Annotated in this window: 21 protein-coding genes; 10 read left to right on the top strand and 11 right to left on the bottom strand. The window is 67.0% G+C overall.

Annotation, left to right across the window (positions count from 1 at the left end; translation table 11 throughout):
• Positions 1 to 2: 2 nt before the first annotated feature.
• The 9 genes from ABQE44_RS14245 to ABQE44_RS14205 all read right to left on the bottom strand — a co-directional run bounded on the left by ABQE44_RS14245 (position 3) and on the right by ABQE44_RS14205 (position 10,047).
• On the bottom strand, positions 3 to 1,253 hold the full coding sequence (locus ABQE44_RS14245) for an MlaD family protein (RefSeq protein WP_448430398.1): 1,251 nt from the start codon (positions 1,251 to 1,253) through the stop codon (positions 3 to 5).
• Entirely contained in the window at positions 1,250 to 2,521 is a 1,272-nt protein-coding gene (locus ABQE44_RS14240) for an MlaD family protein (RefSeq protein WP_448430396.1), read from the bottom strand. Before ABQE44_RS14240 ends, ABQE44_RS14245 begins: the two co-directional genes overlap by 4 nt.
• Entirely contained in the window at positions 2,521 to 3,639 is a 1,119-nt protein-coding gene (locus ABQE44_RS14235) for an MCE family protein (protein ID WP_448430394.1), read from the bottom strand. Before ABQE44_RS14235 ends, ABQE44_RS14240 begins: the two co-directional genes overlap by 1 nt.
• Positions 3,636 to 4,673: an MCE family protein gene (locus tag ABQE44_RS14230; protein ID WP_448430392.1), complete on the bottom strand. Its 1,038-nt coding sequence runs from the start codon at positions 4,671 to 4,673 to the stop codon at positions 3,636 to 3,638. The genes ABQE44_RS14235 and ABQE44_RS14230 overlap by 4 nt, the downstream gene beginning before the upstream one ends.
• Positions 4,666 to 5,721: an MCE family protein gene (locus ABQE44_RS14225; protein WP_448430390.1), complete on the bottom strand. Its 1,056-nt coding sequence runs from the start codon at positions 5,719 to 5,721 to the stop codon at positions 4,666 to 4,668. The genes ABQE44_RS14230 and ABQE44_RS14225 overlap by 8 nt, the downstream gene beginning before the upstream one ends.
• Positions 5,718 to 7,427, bottom strand: coding sequence for an MlaD family protein (locus ABQE44_RS14220; RefSeq protein WP_448430388.1), 1,710 nt, complete (start codon positions 7,425 to 7,427; stop codon positions 5,718 to 5,720). Before ABQE44_RS14220 ends, ABQE44_RS14225 begins: the two co-directional genes overlap by 4 nt.
• Entirely contained in the window at positions 7,427 to 8,281 is an 855-nt protein-coding gene (locus ABQE44_RS14215) for an ABC transporter permease (protein ID WP_448405245.1), read from the bottom strand. Before ABQE44_RS14215 ends, ABQE44_RS14220 begins: the two co-directional genes overlap by 1 nt.
• Positions 8,281 to 9,117 carry an MlaE family ABC transporter permease gene (locus ABQE44_RS14210; protein WP_448430386.1) on the bottom strand — a complete coding sequence of 279 codons (837 nt, stop codon included), beginning with the start codon at positions 9,115 to 9,117 and terminating at the stop codon, positions 8,281 to 8,283. The genes ABQE44_RS14215 and ABQE44_RS14210 overlap by 1 nt, the downstream gene beginning before the upstream one ends.
• 276 nt (positions 9,118 to 9,393) lie before the next feature.
• Positions 9,394 to 10,047 carry a TetR/AcrR family transcriptional regulator gene (locus ABQE44_RS14205; RefSeq protein WP_448430384.1) on the bottom strand — a complete coding sequence of 218 codons (654 nt, stop codon included), beginning with the start codon at positions 10,045 to 10,047 and terminating at the stop codon, positions 9,394 to 9,396.
• 47 nt (positions 10,048 to 10,094) lie between these two features.
• Here ABQE44_RS14205 and ABQE44_RS14200 point away from each other — a divergent pair, with 47 nt between their 5' ends.
• The 3 genes from ABQE44_RS14200 to ABQE44_RS14190 all read left to right on the top strand — a co-directional run bounded on the left by ABQE44_RS14200 (position 10,095) and on the right by ABQE44_RS14190 (position 14,071).
• The gene (locus ABQE44_RS14200) at positions 10,095 to 11,006 is read left to right on the top strand and encodes an oxygenase MpaB family protein (protein WP_448430382.1); all 912 of its coding nucleotides are present in this window, start codon (positions 10,095 to 10,097) and stop codon (positions 11,004 to 11,006) included.
• 60 nt (positions 11,007 to 11,066) lie between these two features.
• On the top strand, positions 11,067 to 12,701 hold the full coding sequence (gene fadD8 / locus ABQE44_RS14195) for a fatty-acid--CoA ligase FadD8 (RefSeq protein WP_448430380.1): 1,635 nt from the start codon (positions 11,067 to 11,069) through the stop codon (positions 12,699 to 12,701).
• A gap of 116 nt (positions 12,702 to 12,817) precedes the next feature.
• Positions 12,818 to 14,071, top strand: a complete 1,254-nt coding sequence (locus ABQE44_RS14190; protein ID WP_448430533.1) for a hypothetical protein — start codon at positions 12,818 to 12,820, stop codon at positions 14,069 to 14,071.
• A gap of 78 nt (positions 14,072 to 14,149) precedes the next feature.
• Here the strand turns inward: ABQE44_RS14190 and ABQE44_RS14185 are convergent, their stop codons facing one another.
• Both ABQE44_RS14185 and ABQE44_RS14180 read right to left on the bottom strand, forming a co-directional pair.
• Complete coding sequence (locus ABQE44_RS14185; RefSeq protein WP_448392222.1) at positions 14,150 to 14,758, bottom strand: nucleoside/nucleotide kinase family protein; 609 nt, start codon at positions 14,756 to 14,758, stop codon at positions 14,150 to 14,152.
• On the bottom strand, positions 14,758 to 14,967 hold the full coding sequence (locus ABQE44_RS14180) for a ribosome modulation factor (RefSeq protein ID WP_448392223.1): 210 nt from the start codon (positions 14,965 to 14,967) through the stop codon (positions 14,758 to 14,760). Before ABQE44_RS14180 ends, ABQE44_RS14185 begins: the two co-directional genes overlap by 1 nt.
• A 191-nt stretch (positions 14,968 to 15,158) precedes the next feature.
• On the opposite strand from ABQE44_RS14180, the gene ABQE44_RS14175 reads away from it, so the two are divergent.
• From ABQE44_RS14175 to ABQE44_RS14145, 7 genes are all read left to right on the top strand, one after another.
• Positions 15,159 to 15,224 (top strand): hypothetical protein, encoded by a 66-nt coding sequence (locus ABQE44_RS14175; RefSeq protein WP_448392669.1) that lies wholly within the window; start codon positions 15,159 to 15,161, stop codon positions 15,222 to 15,224.
• A 10-nt stretch (positions 15,225 to 15,234) separates the two neighbouring features.
• Entirely contained in the window at positions 15,235 to 15,681 is a 447-nt protein-coding gene (locus ABQE44_RS14170) for a nitroreductase/quinone reductase family protein (protein WP_448392224.1), read from the top strand.
• Complete coding sequence (locus ABQE44_RS14165; protein WP_448392225.1) at positions 15,678 to 16,589, top strand: 1,4-dihydroxy-2-naphthoyl-CoA synthase; 912 nt, start codon at positions 15,678 to 15,680, stop codon at positions 16,587 to 16,589. Before ABQE44_RS14170 ends, ABQE44_RS14165 begins: the two co-directional genes overlap by 4 nt.
• A gap of 94 nt (positions 16,590 to 16,683) precedes the next feature.
• The gene (locus ABQE44_RS14160; protein WP_448430378.1) at positions 16,684 to 17,562 is read left to right on the top strand and encodes an SDR family oxidoreductase; all 879 of its coding nucleotides are present in this window, start codon (positions 16,684 to 16,686) and stop codon (positions 17,560 to 17,562) included.
• Between the two features lie 5 nt (positions 17,563 to 17,567).
• On the top strand, positions 17,568 to 19,109 hold the full coding sequence (locus ABQE44_RS14155; RefSeq protein WP_448430376.1) for a long-chain-fatty-acid--CoA ligase: 1,542 nt from the start codon (positions 17,568 to 17,570) through the stop codon (positions 19,107 to 19,109).
• Between the two features lie 52 nt (positions 19,110 to 19,161).
• Entirely contained in the window at positions 19,162 to 19,533 is a 372-nt protein-coding gene (locus tag ABQE44_RS14150) for a VOC family protein (RefSeq protein WP_448392228.1), read from the top strand.
• A gap of 27 nt (positions 19,534 to 19,560) precedes the next feature.
• Positions 19,561 to 20,772 carry an inorganic phosphate transporter gene (locus tag ABQE44_RS14145; RefSeq protein ID WP_448430374.1) on the top strand — a complete coding sequence of 404 codons (1,212 nt, stop codon included), beginning with the start codon at positions 19,561 to 19,563 and terminating at the stop codon, positions 20,770 to 20,772.
• Positions 20,773 to 20,787 lie beyond the last annotated feature (15 nt).

Here is a 20,787-nt window from a genome sequence, read left to right as displayed (position 1 = left end):
GGTCAGCGGGGCGGCTCGATGGGTAGAGTCGGGCCACCGTAGGGCGTCGGGATCGTGTAGCGCCCCTTCGGGGTTGGATCGGTCTGCCGGCCGAGGTCGGCGCCGGCCGGCGGCCCGGCGGTGTGGTCGTCGGCGGGCCGCGGCGCGTTCTTCGCCCCGCGGACCAGGACGCCGGGATGGTCGTCGCGGCAGTAGGTGTACATGAACGGCTCCGGGTAGTCCGCCGCCGACGGCGGCAGCTTCGGTGTGCCGTAGTCGCAGGTGTAGCGCGGATAGATCTCCGCGGTTCCCCACAGCCCGCCGTCGTGCATCGCGGCGCCCAGCGCATCCAGCACCGAGGTGCGGTAGTCCGGGAACAGCGCGTTGAGCGCGGGCACCCGCAGATAGAGCAGCCGCGACGTGGTGGTCAGGTTGCCCAGCAGCTGCACCATGGTGTCGGAGTTGTCGACGAACAGGTTGTCGACCTGTGTCAGGGTTTTCGGCGTCTGGTCGGTGAGTCGGCGATAACCGTCGCGCATTTTGTTGATGCCGGCGAAGCTCTCGCTGAGATTGTCTGAGGCGACGTCGATTCCGGCGTTCTTGTCGGCGACCATCGTGAACACCACTTGGCTGGTCCGCAACAGGGAACTGGTCTCGGGCAGCACCGAGTCCAGGGTGGACAACAGGAACGTGCCGCCGTCGACGATGTCGGCGAGTTTCTGCGGTCCGGCTTCGCTCATGCTCAGCTCTTTGCGGATGAGTTCGAGCTTGTCGGTGTCGGCCTGAGCCAGCGCGCCGTCGGCGTTGGCCAGCAACTCGGCCAGGCTGACCGGAACGGTGGCCCGATCCTGACCGATCACGGCGCCGTCGGCCAGGTACGGGCCCGACTCTCCTTCGGGAACGAAGTCGATGTACTGCTCACCGGCCGGCGACAACCCCGACACCCGCACGTCCGCCGACTCCGGGATCTGCACCGTCGACTTGACGTTCACGACCGCGTGCACGCCATCGGGGGTGATGTCGAGCCGCTCGACCCGACCGATCTGCACACCCCGCAACGTCACGTCCTGGTTGGGCAACAGCCCGGCCGACTCGGGCAACGCGACGGTCAACTGGTAGCTGGACGCGAACGGGTTCACCCGCAGCGCCCCGAACATCAGATACGCGGTCGCGACCACCAACGTCATGACCAGTCCGAGCGAGGACAGCCAGGCGCGGCGCCGGTAGCCGTACCGGACGACGTCGACGACCCGATCTGCGACGGTGCCGATCATCGTGGCGCCTCCGCAGGTAACGGCGCAGCCGGCGGCGGCGGTCCGTGGGGCGACTCGGGTGGCGGCGGGGCGGCGCTGGAAGCCCCTGGGGCGACGATGATCTCGCCGGGCTCGGTCGGGCTGGGGATCACCGGGACCTGCGGTACGCCGGGGCCCTTCCCGACCACCCTCTCCTGCAGCCGCCACAACGTGTACTTCAACGTGCCGACGAGCTGATGCCAGTTGTGCCGCTTCGGGCCGTGTAACCCGGGATCACCGGCGTATCCGATGTCGGGGATGGATCCCAGCACCAACCGGTCGACGCTGGCATCCAACGCAATCGCGTTGCTCGTCATGGTTTTGATGAACGGCGGCATCAGCCGGTTGAGCGCATAGAGCGTGGCGTCCGGGGCCAGCGCGACGTCGTTCCACGCGTCCGCAATGGTGTTGGCGTCGGCGATCACGCTGCGGCCGCTGGTGTCGGTGCCGGCGATGGACGGGAACTTGCGCATCTGACCGGAGACGCCGCCGAGTTGCTCGACGAGGTCGGCGATCTGGGTGGTGTGGACCGCCAGGGTGTCGGTGGCCGGACGTGCCTGTGCCATCACGTCGCTGAGCGCCTGGTTCTTGGCCGCGATCTCACTGGACAGCCGGGAGGTCTCGGTCATCGCCGTCGAGATCTGTTCGGACCGCCCGTTGAGTGTGCGCAGCGTGTCGTTGGTCTTGCGGATGAGGGTGCCGAACGCTTCGCCCTGATCACCGGTCGCCTTGCCCAGCCCGTTGATGATGTTAGTGAAGTTGCGCACCGCACCGCCGTTGACCAGGATCGCCGCCGACCCCAACACCGATTCGACGGTGGCCGCCGCCGACGTGGACTCCAGCCCGATCGTGTCGCCGTCGGTGAGCAGCGGTGTGCCCGGCGCGACCGTGTCGGGCGGTTTGATTGCCACGAACACGTCGCCCAGCGGTGTCGCAGAACGTAATTCGGCGATGCTGCCCTGTGGCAACTGCACCCCGTCCATGATCCGCAGCGTGGTCACCGCGGTGTAGTTGCGGGCCACCATCGACTCCATCTGGCCGATATCGGCGCCTGCCAGCTTGACTTTCGCGTTCGCGGGCAGGTTCAGCGCGTTGGAGAACACCGCGGTCAACTGGTACCCGTCGGCGCCCACACTGGGTGCGGGCAGCGGCAGGCTAGCCAAACCGTCTGTCGCACAGCCCGAAACAGTCAAGCAGGCCGTCATCGCCAGCGCGGCGGCGAGGCGTCGGCGGATCCGTGCGGTCGTCATCATTCCTGCCCCATCGCCGCGAGCCCTTCGAGCATGTAGGTCAGCCCGAAATCCGGTCCGAAGTCCTGCACGGTGCCTGTGCTGCAACCGAGCTGGCGCAGGCCCATCATGTTGCAGACCTCCTTGATCAGCTGGTTATCGAACAACACCTTGTCGGTGACCACCTTGACCCGCAGCGCGCCGTTCTTCTGGTCGGCGACGTTGTACAGGTTGTCCAGCGTCATCGGCGCGACGTCGAGGAACTCCTTCAGATCGCGCTCGTGGTCGACGGCGGTGTTCAACACCACGTCGCCGTTGGCGACCAACTCCTTGATGGTTTCGCGGTGCGCATCCAACACCTCACCGGTGTGGGTCAGCACCTCGTTGATCTTCTTGCCGGTGGTCCCGCTGCCCAGCCTCTCGTCGGCGAGGATCTGACTCAATGCCCGTATCGACGAACCGAACTCGCGCATCATCTCGTCGTTGCGGGCCGCGGCCTCCGACAGCGAACTCACGTTGCGCACGATCGTGGTCAACTGATCCTTGGTCACCGTCCCGCGATCCGAGCTGAGCCGCAACGCATTCGACAGCTCCCCCAGCGCATCCTTCATCTGCTGGCCATTACCGTCGACGATGGCGGCGCTGGCGTCGACCACGTCGGCGATCGGCCCGTTGCCCTTTCCGTCACCGCGCAGCGAGACGGCGAGCTTGTCGAGAACATTGAGCACCTGCGCGAATTCGACCGGTGTGCGGGTGCGGTTCAAGCCGATGGTGTCGTGGTTCTGCAGGGTGGGGCCGTCCTGATACGGCGGAGTCAACTCGATCTGACGGTCGGTCAGGATCGAGTTCGAGATGGTGGCCGCCTGCACGTCGGCGGGCACCTTCACATCCTGGTCGACGGTGAAGTCGACCTCGACGTAGCCGCCCTTCGGAGTGATCTTGGTGACCTTGCCGACCGGCATCCCGAGCACGGCGACCACATTGCCTTCGTAAAGGCCGGCCGCGCTGTCGAATTGCGCGGTGACGGTGATGGTGTCGAGCTGGTCCTTGGCGAACTTCGCCACCACGACCGCGAGTACCAGCGCCGCGACGGCAGCGACGGCCACGATCGCGATGATCCGACTTCTGGCGGTTCTCATTTGCAGTCCTGGTAGTACTCGATCATCCCGAACTGCTTGGCACGCCCGCTGATCGCGCACATCCAGGAGTCGACCAGAAGGCCGCTGGAGGCGTTGAAGTCGATCGCGTTGCCGGTGCCGGAGATGTTGGCGATGCCGCGCAAGGCGATCGGCCCGGACTGCAGGATGCTGCGCACCATGTCGTCGTTCTTGGCGAGCAGGCTGGACAGCTCACGCAGATTGCTCAGCAGTTCCTCCAATTCGGGGCGATCGTCGATGACGATGCCACTCAACGTTTCCACGAGGTTGGTGAGCGCATCCATCATCGCGTGGAAGGTGGCGCGGCGTGCGACGAACTCGCCGAGCAACGAGTTGCCCTGGTTGACCAGGTTGCCGATCGTCGTCTGTTGGCGGCGCAGGGTGGTGCTGACCATCTCGGTGGTCTTGAGCAGTTCCCCCAACTGGTCGCGGCGCTCGGCGATGATCGTCGACAGCGTGTGGGTGTTCTCCAGCGCCTGCGGTACGACCGGGGGCAGCGTCTCCAGTTGTGTTCCGAGGATCGCCAGCGTCTCGGCGAACTGATCGGAGTCGACCTGCTCATAGGTGGTGGTGACGTCGGAGAGCGCCTCCTGCAAGTCGTAGGGCACCTCGGTGTGGGTGATGTCGAACGTGTTGTCCGGCAACGACCCTGGGCCGTCGGGGTACAGCGCGAGGTAGCGCGATCCGAGGATAGTGGTGATCATGATCGAGGCGCGGGAGTCCTCTCCCAGCACGACGTCGTCGCGGACCTTCAACCCCGCCTCGACGTAGGTTCCTTTGAGCTCCATGCTTTTGACCTCGCCCACCGGAATGCCTGCCACCGTGATCGGGTTGCCCGGTTGCAGCGCGGCGGCCTGCAGGAAATGCGCGGTGTAGTGGCGGTAGCCGAAATCGGCGACCCTGACCAGCAGCAGTGCCCCGACGAGCACCGAGACCATCACGACCGCCACGACCCCCAGCCACGTCTTGCTGTAGCTTTCCAGCGGGCGCCGACCCTTGAATATTCGCTTAGCCATTGGCCATCGACCTGCACTTGGGGGTGTAGCGGGCTTTGTTTCCAGGAGTGGCCGCCGCGACGACGATCGGGGTCACATCGTTGAGCCCCGGGAAGAACGCGGTGCCGTCGAGGTTGCACGCGTAGGCGTTGGCGTAGGTGCCCTCGCTGGTGATCCGCGCGAACCCCTTGAGCATCAGCGGCAGGTTGGCGCCGACGAACGCCAGTTGCGGTTCGATCCCGAGCATGTGCTTGGCGAATCCCGGTTGGCGCTGGACGAGTTCGTTCAGCGGCGGGTACACCTCGTCGGAGATCGTCGAGAGCTGACGCACCACCTTCGCCATCGAGCCCATCGACTCCACGAGCTGGGGTCGTCGCGCATCGAACGTCGACACCACGGACTGGGCCTCACCGACGATGTGGTCGAGATCGTCGTTGTGTCTGGCGAGGTTGGCGACCACCAGGTTGAGGTCGGTGATCACCCCGCCGAGATCCTCGTCCTGCCCGGCGAACGCGTCGGTCAGCTGCGCGGTCTGGTCGACCAGGGCGGTCATCGACCCCTGGTCGCCCTGCAGCGACTGGATGACGCCCTTGGTGAGGTTGTCGGCGTGGCGCGGGTCGAGCACGCTGAACAGCGGCTCGTATCCGTTGAGCAACCTGCCGACGTCAAACGACGGGTCGGTCTGTTCGACGGGGATGACGCTGCCCGGCGGCAGCGGCTCCGGCTCGCCCATGCTGCCCAGCGACAGCCCGAGATACCGCTGCCCGACGATATTCTGGTACGTCACCGAGGCGACCGTGGTGCCCAGCAGCTGCTGGTCGCTCTGCACCACGAACGACACCTTGGCATGTTTGCCGTCCAGGTCAATGCTTTCCACCCGGCCGACACGCACACCGGCCATCCGCACGTCGTCGCCCTCGCGCAACCCGAACACGTCGGTGAACACCGCCGCGTACGGCGTCGTCGCCCCGGACACGTCACGGCGCAGCGTGACGTAAACCAGCCACGTCAACACCATCGCCACCACCATGAACAGCGACAGCCCGATCAGTGCGCCGCGGGACTTCATCGGGGCTCCGCTGTCGCGGTCGGTTCTGCCGACGAGGCCGTGGTCCCGCGCGCCACCGGGCCAAGCAGCAATTGCGTTGCCGCGGTGGCCGGTTGGCCGGTGATGACGCTGAGCGCCGCGCGTTCCTGCGTGCTGCCGACCGGACCGACGTTGCCGCCGAATGACGCGGGCGCGGCTTCAGCGGGCAGCGGCACCGGCCCGGGTGCGGACGGTGGCGGCGCCGGGGCAGGCGGCGGATCGCCCGGTTTGGGTGCCACCGGCGCCAACGGGGACTGGTTCACCGCAGGCGGTGGGATCGGCACGAGCGCGTCGTTGGCCGTGCCCGGTACCGGCGGTGCGGGTGACATCCACGACGGCAGCGGCGGATTCGGATCCGCCAAGCTCGGATTCGGGTTCACCAGCGGCGGACCCACCGCGACCAGGTTCCCGCTTTCCCCGAGGACCGTGCCCGGTGGGGGCGCCAGGTCCTTGGGCGGTTGATAGTTCTGCGGCAGCAACACGTCGGGCAACTCGGGCCGGGTGACCACCAGCGGCGCGGTGTAGCAACTCGGGCCCTTCAACTCGCCGTAGCGCGGGCAATCTGCTCGGGTGTAGGTGTAGGTCGGCGTGAACGAGAGGTTCATCCGCATGTTGCCGACATTGCGCTCGGGCCGCCACACCTCTTCGAAGAACTTGTCGGACAAGCCGTTTAGCTTGACGAACGCCGGCAGCCAGTGTTGTGAGGTGTCGGCCAGAACTCCCATGACCGGGGTCAGCTCGGAGGTGATTTTGACCATCCGGTCGGTGTGGTTGTTCAGCGCAGTGTGCGTAGTTCCCACGGTGTGCAGACCGCCGGTGACCAACGCGTCGAGTTGTGCGCGCTGCTCCACCAGGGTCTGCATCGGCTCGACGGCCATGTGCAGCGCGTCAATCAACTCCGGTGCCGTCGAACGCAGACCCCTGGTGGCGTCGATGAGCGCCGAAACCGTGGTCGGCCCGGGGTCTTTCGCGACGATCGCGTCGACCTCCTCGACCAGCCGGTTGAGCTGCGCGCCGCTGGCCAACAGCTCCGTGCGGCGATCCTCGGTGGCCTCGTTCACCGCGGCCAGGATGCCCACCGTCTTGTCCTCGCGGCCGCGACCGGTGGCGGCCAGGATGTCGCGCAGCTTGCTGATCGTCGTCTGGAACAACACGGTGGGCAGCTCGGTGTCCTCCGGGATGTGCGCACCCGCCTGTATCGGCGGCCCATTGCTCCCACCATTTGGCGGCCCGCCGCTCCCACCATTTGGCGGCCCGCCGCTCCCACCATTTGGCGGCCCGCCGCTCCCACCATTTGGCGGCCCGCCGCCGTGATCCACAAGCTGCACCGACGACACCGCGAACACGTTGCTGGGCACCACTCGTGCGGTGACGGTGGCCGGTATCGACTTCGCGTAGTGCGGGTCGAGGTTGATGTGGACGTAGTTGGGTTCGCCGTGGGCGGCCGGCGTAACGCTTTCGACGGCGCCGACGAGCACGCCGTGGTACTTCACGTCCGACCGTTGCGGCAACCCGTCGCCGACGTTGACCAGGTTCGCCACCACGCGAACGAACGGATCGAGCCGCCCCGTCGACTTGACCAACAACGTGCCCGTAATCAGCGCGGCCACAAGAACAACGACGATCCCCGCACCGATCAACTGGCGATCGGTGGGGCCGCGGCCGTCCAGGTCGAAGGAGTTCGGCACTATCCCCCGAACCTTGCTCCGGAGTCAACATTCCACAGCGCCATGGTGAGCAGCATGTTCACGATGATCACCACCGTGATGCTGGCCCGCATGGCGTGTCCGGCGGCCACCCCGACACCCTCGGGTCCGCCTGCGGCGTAGAAGCCGTAGTAGCACTGGATCGTCGTGGCGATCCACACGAAGATGATCGCCTTGAGCAACGAGTAGAACATGTCTTGGCCCGACAGCATCAACGTGAAGTAGTGCAGGTACGACCCGGTCGCTCCGCCGCTGATCACTTGAACCACAAGCTGTGTCGTCAGATAGCTGACCGCCAAACACACCACGTAGAGCGGAATCACGACGACCACCGAAGCCATCAGCCGGGTGGTCACCAGGTACGGGATGGGCCGGATCGCCAGCGACTCCAACGCATCGATCTCCTCGGAGATCCGCATCGAGCCCAGCTGCGCGGTGAACCGGCAGCCGGCCTGGGTGGCGAACGCCAACGACAACGCGATCGGCGCCAGTTCGCGGGTGTTCACCAGCGAGGAGATGATGCCGGTCGCCGGGCCCAGCCCCAGCAGATCGAGGAAGTTGTAACCCTCGATGCCGACGAGCGCGCCGACGGTGATGCCGAGGACGATCGCCACGCCAGCGGTTCCGCCACCGACCACCAGCGAGCCGTTGCCCCACGCGATGTCGGACAGCAGGCGGACGAACTCGGCGCGATAGTGCCGCAGCGCCACCGGGATCGCCGCGATTGCGCGTGCGAAGAACACCAGCATGTGGCCGAGCCGCGCGATCGGCGGTGTGGCCTTGTCGTAGAGCCGGACAAACGGCGCCAGGACCGGCGGGACGAACGTCGACGCCATCAGAGCCCCACCCGCGGGAACAACATGATGTAGAGCTGGCTGACCGCGACGTTGACGACCATGAGGATGAGGATCGATTCGACCACGGCGGCGTTGACCGAGTTCGCGACACCGGTGGGCCCGCCCTGGGTGGACATCCCCTTCTGACAGGACACCACGGCGACGATCGCGCCGAAGATGACCGCCTTCACCAGGGCCACGATCATGTCGCCCGTCGTCGTAAACGCCGCGAAGGTGGCCACGAAGCTGCCCGGGGCGCCGTTCTGGAAGTACACGTTGAACAGGTAGCTCGCGAGGAACCCGACGAAGCACACGACGCCGGTCAGGGCGACGCCGACCATGATCGCGGCGGCGAACCGCGGGACCACGAGGCGCCGGATCACCGAAACGCCCATGACCTCCATCGCGTCGGTCTCGTCGCGCATCTTGCGGGACCCGAGATCGGCGGTGATCGCCGAGCCGACGGCCGCGGCCATCAGGATCGCGGCGGTCAGCGACGCCGCCTGCCGGATGACGGCCAACCCGCTGGCGGCGCCGGCCAGCGAGGTCGCACCGACCTGCCCGGCCAGCAGCGCGAACTGAATGGAGAGCGTGACGCCGATCGGCAATGCCACGAGTACCGTCGGCAGCACGGCCGTGCCGGCCATGAACGCGCCCTGCCGGATGAACTCCTGCCACTGGAACCGGCCGGTGAACAGGTCGACGAAGAAGAACTGCACCGTCCGCACACCAAGGACGAACTGATCACCGGCGGTCGCCAGCGAAGCCAGCGGGTGACGTTTGACGTAGCCACCTGCCCAGTCGCCGATGACTTCGACGCTGTCACTACGTGCCATAGCTACGAATCGCCATTAACTTAATGCCTCACGTCCGTGTTCGCCGCAACGCTTTGTCTGCGGACAGATGCAGCATATTCACTTGACTTCGCCGAACCGGCGTGACCGACCGCCCCGGTGGTCCACCCTGGGCTTCAGTGATCCCACCTCAGTGCTGATGAGTATGCACATTAACTAATCCCGAGTCTGCCGAATTGGCGAATACCCACCGCAGCTACCAGTCGAGAATGCTGACACGAGCAGAAGCTCGCGTTCAACTCGCGTTCGCGTTGCTTCTCAACGCGGCGGGGCGAAGCAGTCTTGCGGCGGAGTGGGCCACGGCCGTAGGTAGTTCAGCGCCATCAGCGTGATCTCGTCGATGAACTTCTCGCGCTGGATCGGCGGCTGATCGAGGATGTAGCGGATGCACAGGTGCTCGACCATCCGGACCAGCATCCACGCCGCGGTGCCCAGCGGCGCATTCGGTCTGACCTGGTTCTGGTTGATCGTCAGATAGGCCATGGTCAGCTCGCCGATGCGCTGTTCGAAGGCGACGAGTTTGCTTTCGGCGCCCAACCGCGGGGTGTGCTCCATCAACGCGCGCAGAAATTCCGGGTGCACGTCGAGCGCGTCGAGCAGCGCGCCGATCGACTCCCGGACGTAGTCGGGGGCCGGCTGGTTCAGCCGCTCGGAGACCCTGGCGGCCACCCGCGCCGCCAGGTGATCGCTGAACCGGTCGATGACCGCACCCGCGATGGCGTCCTTGTTGGGGAAGTACTGATAGAGCGAGCCCGGGCTGATACCCGCCGCGGCGGCGATGCGGTTGGTGGACGCACCGTCGAAGCCGTGCGCCATCAACACCTGCTCGCCGGCGTCGAGGATGCGCTCGACCATCATCCGGGACCGCTCCTGGCGCGGCGCCCGGCGCATGCGTGCGGTCGGATTGCTCATGAGAACACGAATTGAAAGCGAGTTATCGCTCGTGTGACCATGAACTCATGGTGACACAGAAGGTGGCCACCGACTCCACGCTCGATCCCTCCTCGCTGCTGTGGCGGTGGGCCGGAGACATGCGCATCGCGTTCGAGGGTGGCACCGCGGGTCTGCTGCAGACCATGCATCCCGCGATCGGCCAGGGGCTGATCGACCATTCCGACTTTTTCGACGACCCCGTCGACCGGGTATTCCGTTCGCTGCCCGGCATTCTCGGCACGGTGTACGACGGATCCCAGGCCGAGGCGACGGGTCTGCGCGTCCGCGACTTCCACCACGACATCAAGGGCACACTCGGCCCGCGCTTTGGTGGGCATCGCTACCACGCACTGAACCCGGAGACGTTCTGGTGGGCGCACGCCACCTTTCAGCGCATGGTGGACCGGATCGCGCTGCACTGGGACCGCCACCGACTCACCGCGCGCGAAAGCGAGCAGATGTACGCCGAGGGCTGCGAGTGGTACCGCCGCTACGGCATGACGGCAAGCGTCGTCCCGGCGGACCGCGCCGCCTTCGAACGCGAGGTCGACCGGTACTGCCGCGAGGTGCTGGCGCCCAACCCCGCCTCGGATTACCTGATCGAGTTCATCTGCCGCCCGGCGATCCCCGACATGAGCGCCTCACCGGATTACCCGACGCATCCGCGGTTGCGTCCACTGGCCGACGCGTTGCTGCCCACCCTGCCGGTGCGCATGGCGCTGGCTCCGCCGATGCGGTTGGTCATCTTCGGCGGCTTGCCCGCGCTCGTGCGCGAACGCTTCAACATCCCGTGGTCGCGCAACGACGAACGTCGCTACCGTGCGATCCGCACCTCAATCCGGACGGGATGGCCGTACGTGCCCGCGTCGTTCAAGTGGTACCCGGCTGCGCGCAAGGGGTGGTTGCGCGAGCGCGGACGCATCCCGGCCCGCTTCTGAGTTCGGGGGTCTGTGGGGTAGCGAGACCGGCATTCTGTAACAGGTTCTAGTCTGATGGCCATGACCCAGGCTGTTGACTCCTCGCGCGAGCGCTCGTCGGTGGACCTACTGCGCCACCCCGTCCACTCCGGCCACCTCACGGTGGGGGCGCTGAAGCGCAACAAGGACAAGCCGGTGCTGTTTCTCGGCGACACCACGCTGACCGGCGGCGAACTCGCCGACCGCATCAGCCAGTACATCCAGGCGTTCGAGGCGCTGGGCGCGGGCAGCGGCGCGGCGGTGGGCCTGCTGTCGCTGAACCGTCCCGAGGTGCTGATGATCATCGGCGCCGGGCAGACCCAGGGCTACCGCCGCACGGCGCTGCATCCGCTCGGCTCGCTGGACGACCACGCCTACGTCCTCGACGACGCCGGCGTCTCGTCGCTGATCATCGACCCCGTGCCGATGTTCGTGGAACGGGCGCTGGGGCTGTTGGAGAAGGTGCCGTCGCTCAAGCAGATCCTGACCATCGGGCCGGTACCGCAGGCGCTGACCGGCGTCGCGGTGGATCTGACCGCCGAAGCCGAGAAGTATGCGCCGCGCCCGCTGGCGGCCGCGGACCTGCCGCCCGACCACATCGGCGGCATGGCCTACACCGGCGGGACGACGGGTAAGCCCAAGGGTGTGATGGGCACGGTGCAGTCGATCACCGCGATGACGACGATCCAGCTGGCCGAGTGGGAATGGCCCGAGAACCCGAAATTCCTGATGTGCACGCCGCTTTCGCATGCCGGGGCGGCCTTTTTTGTGCCGACGATCGTCAAGGGCGGCGAAATGGTGGTGCTGTCCAAGTTCGACCCGGCCGAGGTGCTGCGGGTTATCGAGGAGCAGCGCATCACCGCCACCATGCTGGTGCCGTCGATGATCTATGCATTGATGGACCACCCCGATTCGCACACCCGCGACCTGTCGTCGCTGGAGACCGTGTACTACGGCGCCTCGGCGATGAACCCGGTGCGGCTGGCCGAGGCGATCCGTCGTTTCGGGCCGATCTTCGCCCAGTACTACGGCCAGTCCGAGGCCCCGATGGTGATCACCTACCTGGCCAAGGGCGACCACGACGAGAAGCGGTTGACGTCGTGCGGGCGTCCGACGCTGTTCGCGCGGGTGGCGCTGCTGGACTCCGAGGGCAACCCGGTGCCGCAGGGTGAGGTCGGGGAGATCTGTGTGTCCGGCCCGCTGGTGTCCGGGGGCTACTGGAACCGTCCTGACGAGACGTCGAAAACTTTTCATGACGGCTGGATGCACACCGGCGACCTGGCCCGCGAGGACGCCGACGGCTTCTACTACATCGTCGACCGGACCAAGGACATGATCGTCACCGGCGGCTTCAACGTATTTCCGCGGGAGGTGGAAGACGTTGTGGCCGAACACCCCTCGGTCGCACAGGTGTGTGTCATCGGTACGCCCGACGAGAAGTGGGGTGAGGCGGTGACGGCGGTGGTGGTGCTGCGCCCCGACGCCGACCGCTCCGATGAGGCGGTGGCCCGGATGACGTCGGAGATCCAGGCCGCGGTCAAGGAGCGCAAGGGTTCGGTGCAATCACCCAAGCAGGTGATCGTCGTGGACTCGGTGCCGGTGACCGCGCTGGGTAAGCCCGACAAGAAGGCGGTGCGCGCGCAGTTCTGGGAGGGCTCCGACCGCGCCGTCGGCTGAGTTCTTGGTGCTCCTTTGGGCGCGAGCATGCGTGTTTTCCGGCGACACGCCGACACAACCCTCGAGTTTGCGCACGCTCGCGGGAGAAGGTGACCCCGGTGAACAACGACGGATGGGTGCACGGCGACTATCTCGGCATCGACCTGCCCGCGCACGCCGATGCGTTACGCGCCGGCGGCGCAGCGTTTCTCACCGACGCGTTCCGGGCTTCGCGGGCGCTGGGCGCGCACGCCGACGTGATCGCGATCACCGACCTACGGGAGTTCCGCGGCGGCAGTACCGGCCGCAAGGCGCTGCTGTCGGTCGACTACTCCGGCGCTGAGGGGCTACCGACCGACCTGTTCGTTAAGTTCTCCCGCGACTTCGACGACGCCGCGCGCGACGGCGGGCGCACGCAGATGGAGTTCGAGGTCCGCTTCGCGTTGTTGTCGCGGGTGGCGGGCTTTCCGATCGCGGTGCCGCGTTGCCTGTTCGCCGACTACCACGCGCCGTCGGGCACCGGTGTCCTGATCACCGAACGAATCTCCTACGGCGCCAACGGTATCGAACCGAACTACGACAAATGCATGGACTACACCATGCCGGACCCCGTCGGCCACTACCAGGCGATGCTGGGCGCGCTCGGCCGGCTCGCCGGCTCGCACAAGGCCGGTCGGCTGCCCGCCGAGCTCGTCGAACAGTTTCCGCTCGACATGCAGCGGCTGGCGGTCGGGGAACGTTCGTCCTACACCGCCGAGCAACTGCAGCGCCGCGTCGACCGCCTCGCCGAGTTCGCCGTCACGCACGCGTCGCTGCTGCCCGCGCACCTCCGCGATCCGAAATTCCTTGCGCGCCTGCGCGATGAGGTAACCCGATTCCCCGAATCGGAGGCGGCCATCTGGAGATACCTGGCCGACGATCCCGACTACGTCGCGCTGTGCCACTGGAACGCCAACGTCGACAACGCGTGGTTCTGGCGGCACCCAGACGGCCATCTCGTATGCGGGCTGTTGGACTGGGGTTGCGTCGGCCAGATGAACCTCGCCATGGTGCTCTGGGGCGCGATGTGCAGCGCGGAGACCGACATGTGGAATCAGCACTTCGATGCGCTGCTCAACCATTTCCTCGCCGAGTTTCGCGCGGCTGGCGGGCCGGTACTGGAGGCGGGCACGGTCAAGCGCCATCTGCTGCTCTACGTCGCGGTTATGGGCCTGGCGTGGCTGCTGGATGTGCCGTCGTACCTGATGAAGCTTCTGCCGTCATCGATACCCGACCGGTTTGACGCCAGCATCGCCGGCAATGAGCAGGCCCGCAGCCGCCTGTTGATGATGACGAACTTTCTGAATCTGTGGTCGCGGCACGACATCGCTGGGGCGCTCGACGGTATTTGACGCTGGATGTGTGACGGCGCGCGTTCGTAAACTCCGTCGTTGTATCGGCGTGTTGCACTCTTACTACGCACGCTCGCGCTAGAAGAGGTGATCGGCTTTGTGTCGACACGCCTCGATGCGGGCGGCGTTGGGCTCGTCGACGGCGCGCACCCAGGCCTGCGCCTGCTCTGCAGTCTTGCCGAACTGCATGTGGCGCTTGACAAGTCGTGGCAGACGTTCGGCATGCGCAGCGTCGATAAACCACACCTCGTCGAGCAGATCGCGGACGGCGGGCCACGGCGGGTCGTCGTCGAGTAGGTAGTTGCCTTCGGTGACGATCAGCCGCGCATCGGGTGCGACGGGGATGCTGCCCGCGATCGGCTGTTCCAGGTCACGATGGAACCCGGGCGCGTACACGGTGTGCGACGGCTGAGCCCGAACACGTTGCAGCAGCGACAGATAGCCGTATCCGTCGAACGTGTCGATCGCGCCCTTACGGTCGAGCCGGCCGAGCCGCGCCAACTCGACATCGGCCAGATGAAAACCATCCGCAGGCACGTAGGCGGCACCGTCGAACGCCGCGACCACCGCTTCGGCCAGCGTGGACTTCCCCGCACCCGGCGCGCCGGTGATGCCGAGCACGACGCGGTGTTGCCGATCCAGGAGGGCAGCCACCCGCGCCTCGAGGTCGCGCGGCAACGGCGTCATCAGTCAAGCAGCGCGTCGATCTCCGCCGCCAGCCGCGCGATGCGCTCCTTTTCGCTGGGGATACCGCGGTTCTCCTCGGCGGCGCGCTGCCAGCCCAGCCGCCACATCCGCGCCACCACGCGGTCGCCAATGCCGGCATACGGGTTGACGAGCGTGTGCGGGAACGCCTTGCGTCCCTCCCGGTAAGCGGTAACCAAACGATGAGCCATCGCCGATCACCTTCCCACCGCGAGCAGACGCGGAATCGTATGCGCACCGGCGTGTCGACACGATTTTGCGTCTGCTCGCCGGGAGAAGGCCACCGCTAACATGAGGCGATGGTTCGTGCCGTGCTGTCCTTCGAGGTCAGCGCGGTCAAATCCGCGCCGCGATCTTCGAGACCACGCCGGCGCGGCTCGGGGTGGACGCCGCGCACGCCGTCATGGTCGGCGACAGCGACGCGGACTACGGCGCCGCGGTCACGTAGCGTCGTGGCCATGTCCAACGCGTCGCTGCCGTGGTGGCTGAAGTACGTCAACAAGGTGATGATCGGCTTGCAGAAGCTGGGTGTCGGGTTCGGCGGCAAGGGCCCCGTCGTGCTCAGCGTGCCCGGCCGCAAGACGGGCAAGATGCGTTCCACGCCGGTCACCCCGATGACCGTGGACGGTAAGCGCTACATCGTCGGCGGGGTGCCGGGCTCGGACTGGGCCGCCAACCTGCGGGCCGCCGGTGAAGCGACCCTGCACCAGGGCCGCAGCAGCCAACGCGTGCGCGTGGTGGAGATGCCGATCGACGAGGCCCGTCCGCTGCTGCGCGCCTTCCCGGTCGAGGTGCCCACCGGCGTCGACTTCATGAAGAACATCGGCCTGGTCACCGGGCCCAACCCCGACGAGTTCGAACAGCTCGCCGGCCGCTGCCCCGTCTTTCTCTTGGAGAACGTATGAGCGACAACCCGTTTGATCCGAACCTCTGGCAGCCCGTCGCCGGGTTCGACTTGACCGACATCACCTATCACCGCCACGTGCTCGACGACGTGGCGCAACCCACGGTGCGGGTGGCCTTCGACCGGCCCGAGGTGCGCAACGCGTTTCGTCCGCACACCGTCGACGAGCTGTACCGCGTGCTCGACCACGCCAGGATGTCCTCGGATGTCGGGGTGGTGCTGCTGACCGGCAACGGCCCGTCGCCCAAGGACGGCGGCTGGGCGTTCTGCTCGGGCGGTGACCAACGCATCCGCGGCCGCAGCGGTTATCAGTACGCCGCGGGCGAGACGGCCGAGACGGTCGATCCGGCGCGGGCGGGCCGACTGCACATCCTCGAGGTGCAGCGGCTGATCCGGTTCCTGCCCAAACCGGTGATCTGCCTGGTCAACGGCTGGGCGGCCGGCGGCGGGCACAGCCTGCACGCGGTCTGCGACCTGACGCTGGCCAGCCGCGAGTACGCGCGGTTCAAGCAGACCGACGCCGACGTCGGCAGCTTCGACGGCGGGTACGGCAGCGCCTACCTGGCCAAACAGGTCGGGCAGAAGTTCGCCCGCGAGATCTTCTTCTTGGGCGACGCCTATTCCGCCGAGCAGATGCACACGATGGGCGCGGTCAACAAGGTCATCGACCACGCCGATTTGGAGAAGGTCGGCCTGGAGTGGGCCGCGCAGATCAACGGCAAGTCGCCGCAGGCCATCCGGATGCTCAAGTACGCGTTCAACCTGAGCGACGACGGCCTGGTGGGCCAGCAGTTGTTCGCCGGTGAGGCAACGCGTCTGGCGTACATGACCGATGAGGCCGTCGAGGGCCGCGACGCGTTTTTGGAGAAGCGCGACCCGGACTGGAGCAACTTCCCGCGCTACTTCTAACGGACCAGGCCGCCGAGTGTGGACTGGTGTCACGCCCGAGGCGCTGATGGTGTGCGGGTAACCCACGTTCGCGGGCCTCGTAGACTGCGGACTCGTGAGTAAGAGCCCGCTGCGGCGGTTGCGCGAGCAGGTCGTGCTGACCACGATGCGGCCGCCGTTGGCGCCGCAACTGGTGATGTTGCGGCCGGATATGGCCGACGTCGACCTGCGCGATAAGCGGGTCCTGCTCACCGGGGCGTCCTCGGGCATCGGCGAGGCGGCCGCGGAGAAGTTCGCCCGCCGCGGCGCGACGGTGGTGCTCGCGGCGCGCCGCCAAGAGCTTCTCGACGCGGTCGTGGACCGCATCACCGCGGCCGGCGGCAGCGCGACCGCACACCCGTGCGACCTGTCCGACATGGACGCCTGCGACGCGCTGGTCGACCGGGTCGAAAGCGAGCTCGGCGGCGTCGACATCCTGGTCAACAACGCCGGCCGGTCGATCCGCCGCCCGCTCGCCGATTCGCTGGATCGCTGGCACGACGTCGAACGCACGATGACGCTCAACTACTACTCACCGCTGCGCCTGATCCGCGGCCTGGCCCCGGGTATGCGTGAGCGCAACGACGGCCACATCATCAACGTGTCGACGTGGGGTGTGCTCAGCGAGGCCTCCCCGCTGTTCGCGGTATACAACGCGTCGAAGGCCGCGCTGTCGACGGTGAGCCGGGTGATCGAGACTGAATGGTCTTCGGCCGGTGTGCATTCCACCACGCTGTACTACCCGTTGGTGGCCACCCCGATGATCGCCCCGACCAAGGCGTACCAGGGTCTGCCCGCGCTGACCGCCGCCGAGGCGGCCGATTGGATGATCCTGGCCGCGCGCAAACGGCCGGTGCGCATCGCGCCGCGAATCGCGATGACGGCCAGGGCGCTGGACACCGTCGCCCCCAACTGGCTCAACGCGCTGATGAAGCGGCAGACCGTCCAACCTTGATATCGATGCCTGAGCTCACCACGATCGCCGATATCGTGCGGATCCACGGCGCGCAGCGCCCCGACGCCGTCGCGCTGATCTGCGGTGAGCGCACCGTCACCTTCGCCGAGCTCGACGCGCGCTCCAACCAAGCCGCGCAGGCGTTTCGCGCGGCCGGTGTCGGGTTCGGCGACCGGGTGGCGTTCGTCGAGAAGAACGGCGTCGAGTTCTTCGAAGTCCTGTGCGGGCTGGCCAAACTCGGTGCGATCGGCGTTCCGGTGAACTGGCGGCTGGCCGCCCCGGAGATGGCCCACGTCATCGCCGACGCCGGCGCCGTTGTGGTGGTGGTCGGCGACGAGTTCTTCGGGCACCTCGAAGCGATCGTCGACCAACTCGAGCACGTGCACACCGTGGTGGCGATCGGCGAGCACGACCGCTGGCCGTCCTTCGACGACTGGCTGGGCGCACAGACCGCCGAAGACCCTTACGTCGCAACACGTTCCGACGATATTGCCGTGTTGATGTACACCTCGGGTACGACGGGCGCACCCAAGGGTGCGATGCTGAGCAACGCCAACTACCTGGCCAAGACGGTCGGTTGCGCCGACCAGTGGCTGTTCAGCGCCGACGCGGTCAGCCTGGCCGTGATGCCGTTGTTCCACATGGCCGGCTCCGGCTGGGCACTGGTCGCCCTGTATGTCGGCTGCCCGACGGTGCTGCTGCGCGACGTGGACCCGCACGCGATCCTGGCCGCGATCACCAAACACCGCATCACCAACATGCTGCTGGTGCCCGCGGTGATCCAGCGGCTGCTGGGCACCCCCGGCATCGACTCCGCGGATCTGTCGAGCCTGCGCGTGATCGTCTACGGCGCATCACCGATCACCGACGACGTGTTGGTAACGGCCATCGAACGATTCGGCTGCGATATGCGCCAGGTGTACGGCATGACCGAAACCACCGGCTCCATAACGCAATTGGATGACCATGACCCCGAGCTGCTGCGGTCCTGCGGTAAGCCGTACCCGTGGGTGCAACTCCGCGTCGTCGACGCCGACGGCCACGACGCGCCCAGCGGCACCGTCGGCGAACTGTGGACCCGCTCGACGCAGAACATGCTCGGCTACTGGAACAACCCGCACGCCACCGCCGAGGCCCTCACCGGCGACGGCTGGCTGAAGACCGGCGACCTCGGCTACCTCGACGACGCCGGCTACGTCTACCTGTACGACCGGGTCAAGGACATGATCGTCTCCGGCGGCGAGAACGTGTACCCGGCCGAGGTGGAGAACGCGCTGATGGCCCACCCCCAGGTCGCCGACGTCGCCGTCATCGGCGTTCCCGACGACACCTGGGGCGAGGCGGTCAAAGCTGTCGTCGTCCCCGCCCAGACACCCGGGCCGGAGCCCGCCGAACTGATCCGGTTCGCCCGCGAGCGGCTGGCCGGTTTCAAGCTGCCCAAATCGGTCGACTTCGCCACCGAACTGCCCCGCAATCCCAGCGGCAAACTGCTCAAACGGCAGCTACGTGAGCCCTACTGGCGCCACGTCACCCGGCGAGTCCAGTGACGCGCCGGGTGTCGCGGTTAGATCACGGCCACGACGTGCTACACACATCGGTATGGAGATCCTGGCCAGTCGGATGCTCATCCGACCGGTCGACTACCAACGCTCGGTGCGCTTCTACCGCGACGGGCTGGGGTTGGCCATCGCCCGGGATTACGGCTCGGGCACCGTCTTCTTCGCAGGTCAGTCGCTTATCGAGCTGGCCGGCCACGGTACTCCGAACGCCGGCGGCGCGATGTGGCTGCAAGTGCGCGACGTCTACGCCACCGAGCAGGAACTGGCAGGCCGCGGCGTGCCGATCGCGCGGGAATCCCGCCAGGAACCGTGGGGTTTACACGAGATGCATGTACACGATCCGGACGGGGTGCATCTCATCTTCGTGCAGGTTCCGGAAACCCATCCGCTGCGGCGCGACAACAGAGGATAACGCGATGCCACCCGGAGAACCCGCACTGTGAGCCTTGAGCTTTTTCTGCTGATCATCGTCGTGATCACGGCACTGGCTTTCGACTTCACCAACGGGTTCCATGACACCGGCAACGCCATGGCGACCTCGATTGCCAGCGGTGCGCTCAAGCCGAAGGTCGCCGTCACGATGTCGGCGGTGCTCAACCTGATCGGCGCGTTTCTGTCGACGGCGGTGGCCGCGGCCATTGCCAAGGGGCTGATCGATCCGGGCCTGGTGAGCCTCGAGCTGGTGTTTGCCGGCCTGGTCGGCGGCATCGTGTGGAACCTGCTGACCTGGCTGCTCGGGTTGCCGTCGAGCTCCTCGCATGCGCTGATCGGCGGCATGGTCGGGGCGATGCTGGCCGCGGTCGGCGGCCACGGTGTGATCTGGCAGGGCGTGGTGTCCAAGGTGCTGGCGCCCGCGGTGCTGGCACCGGTGATCGCCACCGTGGTCGCGGGGGTGGGCACGTGGCTGGTGTACCGCCTGGTGCGCGGCGTCCCGGAGAAGCGCACCGAGAGCGGGTTCCGCTACGGCCAGGTCGGCTCGGCGGCGCTGGTGTCGCTGGCGCACGGCACCAACGACGCGCAGAAGACGATGGGCGTGATCTTTCTGGCGCTGATCGCCTACGGCTCGGCCAGCGAGTCCGATCCGATGCCGCCGTTCTGGGTCATCCTGTCGTGTGCGGTGGCGATCGCGCTGGGCACCTACCTCGGGGGTTGGCGCATCATCCGCACCCTGGGCAAGGGCCTCGTCGAGATCAAACCACCGCAGGGGATGGCCGCCGAATCCTCCTCGGCGGCAATCATTCTGCTGTCCAGCCACTTCGGCTACTCGCTGTCGACCACCCATGTTGCGACCGGTTCGATCCTCGGCAGCGGCGTCGGGCGGCGCGGCGCGGAGGTGCGCTGGGGCGTGGCCGGGCGGATGGCGTCGGCGTGGCTGATCACGGTGCCCGCCGCCGGGCTCGTCGGCGCGCTGACCTACTGGGTGGTCAACGCCATCGGCGGTTACACCGGCGCAGGCGTGGGCTTTTTGCTGCTGGTGGCGGTCTCGCTGGCGATCTGGCTGCGGTCGCGCAAGACGCCGATCGACCACCAGAACGTCAACAATGACTGGGCGGGCAACCTGACCGCGGGTACCGCCGCGCAAGCCCCGATGCCGGTGCCGCCCGTACCCGACGCTCCGCCGCAACCGGTCAAGACACCCGAGCCCGTCTGATCCCGATGACCGGAG

Source organism: Mycolicibacterium sp. XJ2546 (genome assembly GCF_053483195.1).
Note: the sequence above shows the minus strand (reverse complement) of the source record. Positions and strands in the feature narration are given on the sequence as shown.

Coding starts and splice junctions, on each gene's coding strand:
- ABQE44_RS14235 (WP_448430394.1), bottom strand. CDS start 3,639: ATGAGAACCGCCAGAAGTCGGATCATCGCGATCGTGGCCGTCGCTGCC.
- ABQE44_RS14180 (WP_448392223.1), bottom strand. CDS start 14,967: ATGGCTCATCGTTTGGTTACCGCTTACCGGGAGGGACGCAAGGCGTTC.
- fadD8 (WP_448430380.1), top strand. CDS start 11,067: ATGACCCAGGCTGTTGACTCCTCGCGCGAGCGCTCGTCGGTGGACCTA.
- ABQE44_RS14225 (WP_448430390.1), bottom strand. CDS start 5,721: ATGAAGTCCCGCGGCGCACTGATCGGGCTGTCGCTGTTCATGGTGGTG.
- ABQE44_RS14155 (WP_448430376.1), top strand. CDS start 17,568: ATGCCTGAGCTCACCACGATCGCCGATATCGTGCGGATCCACGGCGCG.
- ABQE44_RS14240 (WP_448430396.1), bottom strand. CDS start 2,521: ATGACGACCGCACGGATCCGCCGACGCCTCGCCGCCGCGCTGGCGATG.
- ABQE44_RS14205 (WP_448430384.1), bottom strand. CDS start 10,047: ATGAGCAATCCGACCGCACGCATGCGCCGGGCGCCGCGCCAGGAGCGG.
- ABQE44_RS14210 (WP_448430386.1), bottom strand. CDS start 9,117: ATGGCACGTAGTGACAGCGTCGAAGTCATCGGCGACTGGGCAGGTGGC.
- ABQE44_RS14150 (WP_448392228.1), top strand. CDS start 19,162: ATGGAGATCCTGGCCAGTCGGATGCTCATCCGACCGGTCGACTACCAA.
- ABQE44_RS14200 (WP_448430382.1), top strand. CDS start 10,095: ATGGTGACACAGAAGGTGGCCACCGACTCCACGCTCGATCCCTCCTCG.
- ABQE44_RS14215 (WP_448405245.1), bottom strand. CDS start 8,281: ATGGCGTCGACGTTCGTCCCGCCGGTCCTGGCGCCGTTTGTCCGGCTC.
- ABQE44_RS14170 (WP_448392224.1), top strand. CDS start 15,235: ATGTCCAACGCGTCGCTGCCGTGGTGGCTGAAGTACGTCAACAAGGTG.
- ABQE44_RS14165 (WP_448392225.1), top strand. CDS start 15,678: ATGAGCGACAACCCGTTTGATCCGAACCTCTGGCAGCCCGTCGCCGGG.
- ABQE44_RS14185 (WP_448392222.1), bottom strand. CDS start 14,758: ATGACGCCGTTGCCGCGCGACCTCGAGGCGCGGGTGGCTGCCCTCCTG.
- ABQE44_RS14245 (WP_448430398.1), bottom strand. CDS start 1,253: ATGATCGGCACCGTCGCAGATCGGGTCGTCGACGTCGTCCGGTACGGC.
- ABQE44_RS14230 (WP_448430392.1), bottom strand. CDS start 4,673: ATGGCTAAGCGAATATTCAAGGGTCGGCGCCCGCTGGAAAGCTACAGC.